The sequence below is a fragment of the Frankia sp. CeTa3Moorea genome, from assembly GCF_978021225.1.
The window spans coordinates 1-12,190 of sequence record NZ_CDXDOR010000061.1 but is presented as its reverse complement, the minus strand read 5'-3'; the positions used below and the strand labels follow the sequence as shown (position 1 = coordinate 12,190).

Genomic DNA, 12,190 nt, shown 5'->3' with positions numbered 1-12,190 from the left:
GAGAGGCTGTCGCATCTCCTGGGCGCGCAGGATGGCACCAGGTGTCTCCACCATCGCCCATATCATGGTGCGGTCCGGCGCGCCGGCCGCCTCGAGCCCTTTTTCGATCGCATGGACGTCCGACGGCGACTCGGCCTATCGTGCCTCCGGCGCGGGTAGTCCGTAGGCCGCCGCGAGCTGCGCGTCCCGGGCGGCGAGGCGAGTGGCGAGAGTGAGGATAACCCGGCACTGCTTCACCGAGGCGTCGTCCTGCATCGTGCCGTCCACCATCACGGCCCCCGTTCCGTCGCCCATGGCCGCGACGACGCGCTTTGCCCACTCGACGGCCGCGGGCTCGGGACTGAAGACCTTCTTCGCGATGTCGATCTGGACGGGATGCAGTGACCACGCCCCGACACACCCGAGCAGAAACGCGTTGCGGAACTGGTCCTCGCAGGCGAGGACGTCGGCGATGTCACCGAACGGCCCGTAGTACGGCATGATCCCGTTCGCCGCGCAGGCGTCTACCATCCGGGCCAGCGTGTAGTGCCAGGGATCCTGCTGGAACGTGGCTCGGACGGCCGCCGGGTCGTCCGGCTGCGGATCCTGGCGTACCAGGTAGCCGGGGTGCCCACCGCCGACACGGGTTGTCTTCATCCGCCGGTCCGCCGCCAGGTCCGCCGGGCCAAGGGACAGGCCCTGCATGCGGGGACTTGCCGCGCAGATCTCCTCGACGTTCGCGACCCCTCGCGCGGTCTCCAGAATCGCATGGACAAGCACCGGGCGGGACAGGCCGGCCTTCGCCTCCAACTGGGCGAGGAGGCGGTCCACATAGTGGATGTCCTCCGCCCCCTGGACCTTGGGCACCATCACCACGTCGAGATTCTCGCCGATGGCGGGAACGAGCGTGAGCAGGTCGTCGAGCCCCCAGGGTGAGTCGAGGCTGTTCAGGCGGATCCAGAACTGCGTCTCACCGAAGTCCGCACCGTCGACGATCTTTATCAGGTTCTCCCTGGCAACGATCTTGTTGTCCGCCCGGACGCCGTCCTCGAGGTTCCCGAGCAGCACGTCGACCCGGGGGATGATCTGCGGCAGCTTCGCCGCCATCTTCTCGTTACTCGGGTCGAAGAAGTGAATCATCCGGGACGGCCGCCACGGGATCTCGCGAGGCGGGAGTGGCGCCCCCACGGCGAGGGGAGCGAAGAAATCCTTGGCGCTGCGCATGTGAAGTCTCCCGGGAAGGAACCCTGGCCGGTGCCGGGCGACCGGACTCCCGGCGACCAACGCGACACTCAGAGTCGACGACACTCGACTCCGCCGGACTGTATCAGTTCGATGTCCGACACACTCCCCTGATCATCTCCCGCCCGATCGCGACCGTCGAGGTCGTGGTCCAGTCGGCAGGCATTCTCTGCGATCCGGGCGCTCTATTTCTGTTCCATGAGTTCCGCATAAACCACTGCGACAGGAGAATTCCCCGTCGCCATTCCGTCCAGGTCCGCAGTCTGGCTTTCTCCGTGCGGACGTCTTACGCACGTCGTCGGCGTTCGGTGCCTGTTCACGAGCAGCCCCCTCGACCTGCCTCCCCCTCAACCAGCCCGACCAGAAACTCCGCAGGATAATCAGATCATGTCGATGAGTGGGCAGCCTGACGGTAAGGGCACAGCCTGACGGTGCAGGGAGCGGGCCGGGAACTACCCCGTCAGCCGCAGTCCGGGGCGCAGTGGTCGGAAACACCCTGGAGCCAGTCCCGCGCCACGCGCCGTTGCTCCTCATCGCGCTGCTTGGGGCCGTCGCCCTGCTCGTCTCGCTCCGGCCGGCGGAGTCGCGGGCGGCCACGTGAGCCGGCGCCGATGGCTATGATTGCCAGAAAGTCCAGGATGCGGGAAGCACAGTCCACATGCTGGAACGCCGCTGTACGGCCGTCCCGGCGGTTGGCGGCGAGTGGTCGTGTACGTCGGGGAGAACCCGGAGAAGGAGTTCGAGGAGCCGCCATGACCAACGCCGCTCCACCCGCCGCTGCGGTGCCCGGTCTCGCCGCCCGAGCCGGCGCCGTGCGCACCTCGCCGGTGCGGGAGATCCTCGCGCTGACCGCCCGCCCGGAGGTGATCTCCTTCGCCGGCGGTCTACCCGCTCCCGAGCTCTTCGACGCCGACGGGATCCGGCGCGCCTACGACCGGGTGCTCACCGAGGAGCCGCGGCGCGTGCTGCAGTACTCCGCCACGGAGGGCGACCCGGACCTGCGCCAGGCGGTCGCGGAACGCCTGGCGCGCCGCGGCCTGCCCACCCGAGCGGACGACCTGCTGATCACGACGGGCTCGCAGCAGGCCCTGACGCTGCTGTCGGCGACGCTCGTGGAGCCGGGTGACGCGGTCCTCGTGGAGGATCCGACCTATCTGGCTGCCCTGCAGTGCCTCGGCCTCGCGGGTGCCCGGGTGGTGCCCGTCCCCACCGACGAGCACGGGATCCTCCCCGACCGGCTGGCGGAGACGGTGGCCCGCGAGCGTCCCAGGCTGCTCTACCTGGTGCCGACCTTCCAGAACCCCACCGGTCGGACGCTGTCCGCGGCGCGCCGCGCGGCCGTCGCCCGGGTGGCCGCGGAGCAGGGCCTGTGGATCGTCGAGGACGACCCCTACGGTGAGCTGCGCTTCCAGGGCACGCGGGAGCCGTGGATCGCGTCGTTCGCCGACGCCGCCGACCGCACCGTCCTGCTCGGCAGCTTCTCCAAGATCATGGCCCCAGGGATGCGGCTGGGCTGGCTGCGGGCCCCGGCCATGCTGCGGCGGGCCTACGTGATCGCCAAGCAGGCCGCGGACCTGCACACCTCCACGGTCGATCAGGCCGCCGCCGCCCGGTATCTGGCCGACGCCGACCCCGACCTGCACATTGCGCGGATGTGCGCCGCCTACCGCGAACGCCGCGACGCGCTCCTCGACGGGCTCGCCTGGGCACTGCCGCCCGGGAGCAGCTGGAACCGACCCGAGGGCGGCATGTTCGTCTGGGCCCGCCTCCCCGACGGTCACGACGCCACCGCCCTGCTGCCCGGCGTGGTGGAGCACGACGTGGCCTACGTTCCCGGTGCTCCTTTTTTCGCGGGGCCGCCGGACCCCGCGACGCTGCGCCTGTCCTTCACCACGCACCCGCCGGTGGAGATCACGGAGGGGCTGGCGCGGCTGGCACGGGCGTTCGGAGTATGACCGTCATCCCTGACCGGGTGCCGGTGCCGGCCCGACACGAGCCGGCGGGGATCGGCAAAACGGCGGGGATCGACGGAAAGGCGCTTAGGCGAACAGGTCCTGCAGCCAGTCGGTCCAGGCCTGGGTGGTCTTCGCCTGGTCGGCGCCGGGGGCGAACAGGTGCAGGGCGATGCCGATCGGGGCGCCGAAGGCGTTGCGGCCGAAGAAGCGGTACAGCCCGTCGCCGGTCCGCAGGCCAAGGAAGTGGGGATGCAGGTAGTCGACCACGGCGTCCAGCGGATCGATGCCCGGGAGGGTGACGCGCAGCGCGTCGCCCTGGCCGACCTCGTCGGCGACGCCCAGCTCGCGGCGCAGCCGGACGAACGCGTCCGGCGCGGTCGAGGACGCCGGCGCGTCGGCCGCGACGTAGGTCACCGGCCGGCGGCTGAAGTACCGCAGGTACTGGCCGAGCGTGTGCAGGTAGAAGTCGGTGTGCTGGCTGGCGCCGTCGTACTGGTTCTCCCAGTCGTCGACGAAGATCCCGCTGTGGACGTAGCGGAAGGAGGTCGTGCCGCCGTCCCGGCCCTCGATCACGTGTTCCAGCTGGTTGAACCAGCCGTCCGCACCCTCCACCCGGGTGACGAGGTGGTGCGGCGGGTCCCAGACGGTGACCGTGCCCCCGAAGGGCGCGGCGCCACCCTGCCGGGGCTCGAACTCCATCGGCCACAGCCATCCGCCGTTACCGGTGGTCACGGCGTCCCAGTACTCCTCCGGGGAGGTGGGCAGCACGCCCTCGCGGCGGATCTCGAACTCACGGGACATCTCTAGTTCTCCTTGGTTGCGGTGGGGCCATCGGTTCCGGTGGGGCCGGCTGCGGTGGTGGGGCTGTCGGTGCCGGTGGGACCGGCGGTGCCAAGGCCGAGGATGTCCTCCCCCGCATCGGACCCCGCATCGGATCCGACAGCCACCCGCTCGGGCCGCGTGACGCTCGGGTGCAGGGCGATGACGAAACGGTGGGAGCGCCCGCCTTCGGCGGTGGTGTCGTGGTACCTGCCGACGAGGGCGGCAACCGTCTCCGCGAGCTCCGTGGCGAACGCGGCGCGGTCCGCGGCGGAAGCGAATCGGATCTCGCTGTCGATCGCGAACGTCGCCAGCCGCTGCCGGGCAGCGGTGGCACCGGCGATGAGGTCGCCGACCTCCCGCACCAGCCGGGCACCGAGCGCGAGCAGCCATCGGGCAGAGCGCTGATCCGGCGACCGGCCGGGATCCGGGGCGACCGCCGGCAACGCGGTCGGCGAGATCACATAGGAGGCCGCCGTCGCCCGTAGTACGCGCTCGGTGCAGTTGCCCCTTCTGCGTTCCTCGACGAGTTCGACCAGCCCGTGACGCTCCAGGGCCCGCAGGTGGTAATTGACCCGCTGACGTGACAGCCCCACGGGAGCGGCCAGGGTGCTGGCCGAACCCGGCTCCGCGAGCGCGGCCAGCAAACTCGCCCGGACCGGGTCGAGCGCAGCCCCCGCGGCGGCCGGGTCATCGATCACTGCGACCTCCAACATGCGCCTCATCGTCCTACCGAAAATTTTCCTTGTCAAGGAGGATGATCCTGTCGGAGCAGATCCGGGGCAGGTACGGAGCAGGTACGGAACGACCGTCGCACCCCTCCGCGAGTCATCGCCCGAATGGCGGGGCATAGGTTCGTCCTGGAATGCCACCCGGGCTCGCGGAGGTCGGGACGGCCCCGTCCCGGGCCTGAAGCCCGTCCGTGCGGGCCAGAACCAGTCCGGCCCGCGGTCACGAGAGGCAGGACGCAAGAGCCGATGTCGACGTTCGGGCCGGACTCCTCCGTGCCATCCACGCCCCGCCCGACCGGACTACCGGACGGGCGCGACGGCCGCCCGTCGGCGTCGGCGGAGAACCGGCCCGCGCCGCGGCACGCCCGGCCGGCCCCGCGCCGGCTGCGGGTCGTCCGCGTCACCCCGCTCACCGGGGACATGGTGACGGTGACGCTCGGTGGGCCGGCGCTGGCCGGATTCTCGCTGCCCCGGGCCGCGCAGCACGTGAAGATCTTCCTGCCGGCCGACGGGCAGACCGAACCGACCGTTCCGGGCTGGGGGCCGGACGGACGACCCGTCTTCCCGGCGGGTGCGCCCCGCCCGATCGTGCGGACCTACACCCCGCGCCGGTTCGACGCCGAGGCCCTCGAACTGGAGATCGAGATGCTCCTGCACGGCGAGGGCCCGGCTGGGCGATGGGCGGGTACCGCCCGGCCCGGTGACCATCTCGCCATCGCCGGACCGGGGGGTGGATACGAGATGCGGACGTCGGCCGCGCACCGCCTGCTCGCCGCCGACGAGACCGGCCTGCCCGCGCTGGCGACGGTGCTGGAACGGCTGCCCACTCGGGTACCGGTGACCGTGGTGGCGGAGGTTCGCGACGCCGGCCGCCGGCGGGCTCTCCCGGTCACCCCCGCGACGACCGTCACCTGGCTGCACCGTAACGGCGGGGTTCCCGGCGCACTGCTGGCCGAGGCCGTCGAGGCCATACCCCTGCCCGCCGGCACCGCGGCCTGGGTGGCCTGCGAGGCCACGGCGGTACGCCGGATCCGCCGTCACCTGCTCGCCTCGGGGCTGGACCGCGCCGACCTGTCGACCCGTGGCTACTGGCGGCTGGGCGCGGCGGACCATCCCGATCATGACTACGGGGAGGGCGAGGCGGCGGATGTCACCCGCGGCGGCGAGGGACGGATCGATCGGCTGCGCCGCACCCTCGGGCCGCTGAAGCAGCGTGCCGAAACCACCGCGCGCGGCCTCGGCGCGACCGTGAAGGCCCGCGCCGCCGAGCGCCGGCGGTGACCGGGTCGGCACCTGCTTCGACCACCCGATCCTCGACCACCCGATCGTGGGTGCGGCATTTCGGTGGGACGCGTCCCAGGGCCCTCGCCCGCCAAACTCGCCCGCCAAACAACCCGTAGCCGACGCAACCGGGCTCCGTCACGGCGGGCAACCCGACCGCATGGCAGGCTGGTCACGTACCAGCGCACACCGCCCGACTACGGGGATCCACCGCGCCACGGCATTCCATTCCGACAAGCCGTCGCACGGGCAAGCCGTCGCACGGACAAGGCGACGAATGGACCGGACGACGGCGCTCGGGGACGACCCACCGGGGAACGACGGCACGGGGTGGCGGGTGGACCCGGCACGCGAATGGTGCCCGTCGACGAAGAGGGGCCCATGACGGAGGACAGCGCGAGACCCCCTGCCAAGCCTCCCATCGTCGGGGAACCCGGGTCGGTGAATCTGCCGGCTCCCCGGGTGACCGCGCTACCCCGGCGGGGTCCGGCGGCCGGCGCCCACCGTGATCCGCTCCGGCTCCCGCACCTGGTCGGCCCGCCCCCCGGGTCGACTCCGCCCCTCCTGGGCGCGCCCAGCGTTCCCACGGGCCTGCGGGAGTGCGCCGGGTGCGGCGCGCCCGTGGCCCGGCCGGGCCAGGACGAGCAGGACGAGCAGGACGAGAGCGTCGCCCTGGAGGGCAGCTGCGCGGGATGCGGCCACCGCTACTCGTTCACCGTCAAGCTGCGACCGGGCGAACGGGTCGGCCGCTACACCGTGCACGGCGTCATCGCGCACGGCGGGCTCGGCTGGGTATATGCCGCGACCGACGACAACCTCGGCAGCGACGACGTGCAGGCCTGGGTGGTGCTCAAGGGCCTGCTCGACGCGGCGAACCCGGAGGCGCGTCGGATCGCCGAGGGAGAGCGGCGCATCCTGACCACGGTGTCCCATCCGGGCATCGTCAAGATCCTCGACTATGTCACCCACCATGGCGAGGACTACATCGTCATGGAGTACGTGCCGGGGGTGTCCCTGGCCGGCCTGGCCGAGGTCGGGGTGGCGGGACCGGACGGGCGGTCGGCTCCGCCGTCGGCCGCCGATGTGATCCGCTACCTGCTGCGGGTGCTTCCGGCCCTCGGGCATCTGCATCGCCTCGGGCTGGTCTACTGCGACCTGAAACCGGAAAACGTGATGGTCACCGCCGAGGACGTCAAACTGATCGACCTCGGCGGGGCGCGCCGGCTCGACGACCGCGTGTCGGGATACCTGTCCACGCCCGGCTACCGGGCCCCCGAACTCGACGACGACGGGGAACGCCCGGCGGGCATCGCGCGCACCGCGCCCACGGTCACCACCGACATCTTCGCCGTCGCCCGGACCCTGGCCCGTCTCGTCCTCGGCCGGTTCCCGGGCTTCCTCGGCGCCTACCGGCACACCCTGCCGCCGCGCCGGGCCCATGCCCCGTTGCGGGACTTCGAATCCCTGGATCGGCTCCTGCGCCGGGCCACCGCGACCGATCCCGACCAGCGCTTCCAGAGCACCACGGAGCTCGCCGACGAACTGGTGGGGGTGCTCTACGAGATCGTGGCCAGAACGGAGGGGCCGGTCCCCCCGTTGGCCAGCCGGTGGTTCGACGCCGTCGGGCATCCCACCGGGGAGGCGGGGCCCGCCGGGAGCCCCGCATGGTGGGAGGTCCTCCCCGATCTGCGCATCGACCAGGACGATCCATGGGCGCCCGGACTGACCGCCGGTTCGGACGAGGAACCGGCCTCCCTGGCCACCCGGCTGGCGGCGATCGTCCCGAGGACCACCGAGGTGCGGCTATCCCTGGCCCGCGCCCAGATCCGGGCCGGGCAGCTCCATGAGGCGGCGGGCACTCTGGACGACGCGGCCGCGGAGCAGCCGCGGGAATGGCGGGTCGACTGGTACCGGGGTCTGCACGCCCTCGTCGGACGACAACCGGCCGTGGCCGCCGCGGCGTTCGACCGGGTCTACTCCCGGGTCCCCGGGGAGCTCGCTCCGCGCCTCGCCCTCGCGACCGCACTCGCGGACGTGGCGACCACCACGGGCACCGCGACCACCGCGGGCACCGCGGGCACCACGGGCACCACGGGCACCGCGCCTGAACGTGACGCGGCCCGGCACCGGGCCGCAGCCCTGTTCGACGTCGTCTCCACCATCGATCCGAGCACGACCAGCGCGGCGTTCGGGCTGGCCCGATGCCGGACCGATCCGGCCGACAAGATCGACGCTTATCTACGGATCCCTCCGTCGTCCGCCGCCTACACCGCGTCGCGGATCCGCATGATCGGGGTGCTCGTCGGCCGGGCCACCCGACCAGACCGCGCGGCCTCGGGATCGGCGGCCCTGCACCGGGCGGCGACGATACTGGCCGATCCAAGGCTCGACCTGGGCGAACGACGCCGGGCCGAACTGCACCGTGACCTGTTCACCGCCGCCCTGGCCCTCGTCACGACCTACCCGGCCGCCTACCCGGCCGCGGATGCGCCCCGGCCACCGACCCTGCTCGGTCGGGTCATGGTGGAACGGGACCTCCGCTTCGGACTGGCCGAGACCTACCGGGAGATGGCCCGGTTGGCCGGTGACCGGGCCAGCCGGGTCCGCCTCGTCGACCAGGCGAACCGCATCCGTCCCCGCACGCTGCTCTGACGTTGACATCCTTGCTCAGCCAGCTTCTTTGCTCAGCCGTAGCTTCCTTGCTCATAGGCACTGAGCTGCGGTGCGCAGGTGGTCAAGCAGGTCGTCGACGAGTTGCTGGGGACTCGCGTGACCCTTCCCGTCAGCGGCGAGATGCCCCGCCAGGGCAAGGTCGGCAGCCCCGTGCGCGAGTGCCCGCACGAGAGATGCCACGCGCACCGGGTCACCTGCGGGCAACGCACCAAGCTGTTGGGCCGCGGTGACGGTATCGACGAGCATGGTCTGCGCGGCGTGGGCCGCTGTCAGGCCGCAGTGCTCAGCTCCCGCGAGTCGATCGACCAGGCGCCAAATACCAGCCTGAAGCGTGCCGGGTACTCCAGGGCCCAGGTGATGTACCCGGGCTTCGCCTGGCCCGCCTGGCCCGCCTGGCCCGCCGGTTCACGGCCCGCCGGTTCACGGCCCGGTCAGGGACGGCCGCCGTCGAGCAGCGGGGGGCGGCCGGGTACGCGTAGGCCCGGTCGCAGCCACTCGTCGTACAGGCGGGACCAGGTTCCGTCGAGCATGATCTCGCGAAGCACGCCGTTGACGAACGCGACGAACTCGTCGTCTCCCGCCGTGTCCCCGGTGATCGGCATGGCGATACCGTAGGGCTCGTCGAGCCAGCCGCCGGCTTCGGAGCCCGCGCCGAAGGCGCTCGGCCCGAGCACCGTCGTGTCGGGGTCCTGGGCGGCTAGCCCGGCGAGGAGGACATCGTCGCCGGCGATCGCGTCGACGTCACCGTGCTGGAGCGCGACCAGGCAGTCGGCGATGCGGGCCCGGGTCACCGGTCGGGGTCCCGGCGCCGGCAGCTGCGCCAGCTTCTCGCTGGACGTGCTCCCCGCCGACGAGCAGACCGGTCGTCGGACGAGATCGGCGATACCGCGGAACCCGGCGTTCTCCCGGACCAGCAACCGCAGAGTCGACTCGTAGTACACGTCGGAGAACCGGACCTGCCGCTTGCGCTCGCAGGTGATGGTCATGGTGGCCACGAGCATGTCGACCATGCCGGAACGGAGCAGGTCCTCCCGCTCGGAGGTGGTGACGGCACGGAACTGGACATGATTGTCGACCCGCTCGGCGCCGAAGATGGCCGCGGCGACCGCGCGGGCTATGCCGACGTCGAACCCCTCCAGTCGCAAGGTGCGCCAGTTCATCAACCCGGCCGGGGGCGCGTCGGTGGCGATGCCCACGCGCAGGTAGCCGCGGTCCTGCGCGATCGCGCGCAGGCGGCTGCCCACCGGCATCCGGCCGGGGGGAGGCATCGGGGTGAGGGGGGGATCGCTCGACCGGAGCGGTCTGCCATCCCGGCGACAGGTTCCATCCGGGTTGGCCGATCCCGCCGACGCCTGCGTGGGCTCGGCGCCCGGCACCGGTGATGGCGGCATCGGGGCGGCCTCCAGCGGAAGGGGACTACGGGCGGTGCTGCAGCCCGTACCGCCCACGAGGACCATGCAGCCGACGAGGATCCCCCCGAGCACCGGGCCCACTCCCCTCGTCGGGATGGGGGGGTGCCGGCGCCCGGTCCGACCGGGCGGACTCACAGGTACTCCCGGAGCCGGGGCCACATCCCCGCCGCGGCCGCGACGATCGCGGTGAGGACGAGCGCCGGGCCGGCCAGCTCGAGATCGCGCAACGCCGCGGCGGCCCGGCGGGCATCTCCTTCGAACCTGCCCCGGGCGGCGTCGATCGCGACGTCGAGCTTGCCGAGGAAGCTGGTGAACGCCGTCGTGCCCGGCCCGAGGGTCCGGGTCACCGCCTGTCCGAACGTGTCGGAGGAACGCGGGTCCCCGATGGAGGAGCCGGCGTCTCCCGGTCCTCGCGCGGTCGCGACGACCGAGTCCGGTGACGAGGCCAGCAGAGCCACCACCGAGGCCCGGATACGCAGCCAGGAGCGCAGATCGCCCTCGAGTCCCGCCGGTATCCCGCCCCCCCCGCGCGCGTCGAGGGCGACGACGAGCGAACCACGACGGGTGACCGGTTCGGGCGGTAGGCGGTCGCCGGTCACGTCGAAGCCGAGGCCTCGGGTCACCCAGGCGAAGTGCTCGTCGAAACGGGTGCCGTTGCCGAGCGCCGTCAGCGAGAGGTTCTCATCGACCCGTGCCTCCAGAGCCAGGGTCTTCGATCGGGCGAGCAGGCTTATCGGTCGGTACCCGGAGTCTTGCGCGGTGTCGAGACGGGTCTGCTGGGTCCCGAAGGCGACCGCGGTCCAGGTGACCGTGGCCAGGATGCACCCGGTGCCGAGCAGCAGGCCCGGGTTGACCAGTCGGTTCGTGCGTCGGACCAGAAGCAGCTGGACGCCGACGAGCGCGATGATCGCGAAGGCGGCCGTGATCACAATCGCCCATTCGCCCCGCGAGCCGGTGGCCTGCTGGTAGGCGGTGTCCACCGCGTCGGCGTACCGGGCGACGAGCACCTCGGTCGCCGGAAGGATCTCCGTGCGCATCATCGTCGAGGCGGCCCGCAGGTTGGCCTCGCCGACGGACAGCCCCACCCGGTTGTTCGCCCGGGCCCGTTCGACCATCCCGTTGTAGGCAGGAATGCCCCCGGCGAGCACGCCCAGAGGGCACGACGAGGCGATCCGCCCGGGCGACGGCCGGGTCCCCGCGCCGTCGGGTCCGGGCGGCGGCGCCGCGGGGCCGGACCAGGGCGGGTCCGCGGCGCACAGGGCCGGGTCGAGTCGGCGCAGGTCCAGGACGTCACGGGCGGCATCGGCGACACTCGCCTCGAACAGCCCGCCGTTCTTGATCCGGTCATAGCGCTGCCGCAGCTCGGCGGCGGGCTCCCCCCTGCCGACGAGAAGCTCGACGGGCGCGAAGACCTCCGCCGCCGCCGCGGCATCCGCCTGGGACAGTGCGGCCCGCAACTCCTGAGCCGTGGCGAGCGCCCGGCCGTGCCGGCTCACCAGGCCGTCGGTCGCATCCAGCCGATGAGCGACCACGCCGTGCAGTGTCAACCCGAACAACGCGAGCGCGACCACGAGAAACGCCAGCAGCCCGACGAGCCGGACACCCGCGTCGCATCGCGCCGCGACGCCCAGCACGGCCCGCGCGAGCCGCGCGCCCCACCGCGCTCGCGGGCCGCCCGGGCCACCGGGCTCCCCACCGCCACGGCGACGACGCGCGGTCGCCCGGCGACCGGCCGAGGGGGCTCCCCCACTCTGCGCGGGCGGCGGCGACGTTACAGTCGTCACGGCGACTAAGCGTACGCGCTTCACCCCGATCCGATTACTCTAAGCAACGACGGGGGGCTCGTATCGCCGGAACCAGCGGAAACGCTCCTCGGCGCGGATCACTTCCCGGTCCGGGTCGGGTGTCCGGATCGGCCGTCCGGCCCGGGTGTCCGGATCGGCTGCGTCAGCGGGACCGCACCAGATCCGCGGCCGTCTTCTCAGCCAGCGCCGCGATCCGGACAAGATCGTCGGGACGGGCGGAGGAGATGTCCAGCACGACGGTCTCGCCGTGTATCAGCGCCTCTCGCGCGCGGCACAGCGCCCCCGCCCACGCT

At 72.4% G+C, this 12,190-nt stretch carries 9 protein-coding genes; 3 read left to right on the top strand and 6 right to left on the bottom strand.

The window, feature by feature from the left end; all coding sequences use genetic code 11:
- Window positions 1-135 precede the first annotated feature (135 nt).
- Window positions 136-1,203, bottom strand: coding sequence for an HpcH/HpaI aldolase/citrate lyase family protein (locus AC08OV_RS12795; RefSeq protein ID WP_476614266.1), 1,068 nt, complete (start codon window positions 1,201-1,203; stop codon window positions 136-138).
- A gap of 770 nt (window positions 1,204-1,973) precedes the next feature.
- On the opposite strand from AC08OV_RS12795, the gene AC08OV_RS12790 reads away from it, so the two are divergent.
- Window positions 1,974-3,176 (top strand): aminotransferase-like domain-containing protein, encoded by a 1,203-nt coding sequence (locus AC08OV_RS12790; RefSeq protein WP_476614265.1) that lies wholly within the window; start codon window positions 1,974-1,976, stop codon window positions 3,174-3,176.
- 84 nt (window positions 3,177-3,260) lie between these two features.
- On the opposite strand, the gene AC08OV_RS12785 is transcribed toward AC08OV_RS12790, so the two are convergent.
- Both AC08OV_RS12785 and AC08OV_RS12780 read right to left on the bottom strand, forming a co-directional pair.
- Window positions 3,261-3,977, bottom strand: a complete 717-nt coding sequence (locus tag AC08OV_RS12785) for an SRPBCC family protein (RefSeq protein WP_476614264.1) — start codon at window positions 3,975-3,977, stop codon at window positions 3,261-3,263.
- Window positions 3,978-3,979: 2 nt separating this feature from the next.
- Entirely contained in the window at window positions 3,980-4,711 is a 732-nt protein-coding gene (locus tag AC08OV_RS12780; RefSeq protein ID WP_476619710.1) for an ArsR/SmtB family transcription factor, read from the bottom strand.
- A gap of 261 nt (window positions 4,712-4,972) precedes the next feature.
- Between AC08OV_RS12780 and AC08OV_RS12775 the strand changes: the two genes are divergently transcribed.
- Window positions 4,973-6,007: a siderophore-interacting protein gene (locus tag AC08OV_RS12775; RefSeq protein WP_476614262.1), complete on the top strand. Its 1,035-nt coding sequence runs from the start codon at window positions 4,973-4,975 to the stop codon at window positions 6,005-6,007.
- Window positions 6,008-6,388: 381 nt separating this feature from the next.
- Window positions 6,389-8,659 (top strand): serine/threonine-protein kinase, encoded by a 2,271-nt coding sequence (locus AC08OV_RS12770; protein WP_476619709.1) that lies wholly within the window; start codon window positions 6,389-6,391, stop codon window positions 8,657-8,659.
- Between the two features lie 51 nt (window positions 8,660-8,710).
- Here AC08OV_RS12770 and AC08OV_RS12765 read toward each other — a convergent pair whose 3' ends face one another.
- The 3 genes from AC08OV_RS12765 to AC08OV_RS12755 all read right to left on the bottom strand — a co-directional run bounded on the left by AC08OV_RS12765 (window position 8,711) and on the right by AC08OV_RS12755 (window position 11,876).
- On the bottom strand, window positions 8,711-8,926 hold the full coding sequence (locus AC08OV_RS12765) for a hypothetical protein (RefSeq protein WP_476616083.1): 216 nt from the start codon (window positions 8,924-8,926) through the stop codon (window positions 8,711-8,713).
- 185 nt (window positions 8,927-9,111) lie between these two features.
- A complete protein-coding gene (locus tag AC08OV_RS12760; RefSeq protein ID WP_476619716.1) occupies window positions 9,112-9,930 on the bottom strand; it encodes a glutamate ABC transporter substrate-binding protein in 819 nt (272 codons plus the stop codon).
- Between the two features lie 293 nt (window positions 9,931-10,223).
- Window positions 10,224-11,876: a hypothetical protein gene (locus tag AC08OV_RS12755; protein ID WP_476619708.1), complete on the bottom strand. Its 1,653-nt coding sequence runs from the start codon at window positions 11,874-11,876 to the stop codon at window positions 10,224-10,226.
- Between the last annotated feature and the right edge of the window lie 314 nt (window positions 11,877-12,190).

Excerpts from the sequence above, each read along its gene's own strand:
- AC08OV_RS12790 (WP_476614265.1), top strand. The coding sequence starts at position 1,974 with ATGACCAACGCCGCTCCACCCGCCGCTGCGGTGCCCGGTCTCGCCGCC.
- AC08OV_RS12760 (WP_476619716.1), bottom strand. The coding sequence starts at position 9,930 with ATGCCGGTGGGCAGCCGCCTGCGCGCGATCGCGCAGGACCGCGGCTAC.
- AC08OV_RS12770 (WP_476619709.1), top strand. The coding sequence starts at position 6,389 with ATGACGGAGGACAGCGCGAGACCCCCTGCCAAGCCTCCCATCGTCGGG.
- AC08OV_RS12780 (WP_476619710.1), bottom strand. The coding sequence starts at position 4,711 with ATGTTGGAGGTCGCAGTGATCGATGACCCGGCCGCCGCGGGGGCTGCG.
- AC08OV_RS12765 (WP_476616083.1), bottom strand. The coding sequence starts at position 8,926 with ATGCTCGTCGATACCGTCACCGCGGCCCAACAGCTTGGTGCGTTGCCC.
- AC08OV_RS12785 (WP_476614264.1), bottom strand. The coding sequence starts at position 3,977 with ATGTCCCGTGAGTTCGAGATCCGCCGCGAGGGCGTGCTGCCCACCTCC.
- AC08OV_RS12775 (WP_476614262.1), top strand. The coding sequence starts at position 4,973 with ATGTCGACGTTCGGGCCGGACTCCTCCGTGCCATCCACGCCCCGCCCG.
- AC08OV_RS12795 (WP_476614266.1), bottom strand. The coding sequence starts at position 1,203 with ATGCGCAGCGCCAAGGATTTCTTCGCTCCCCTCGCCGTGGGGGCGCCA.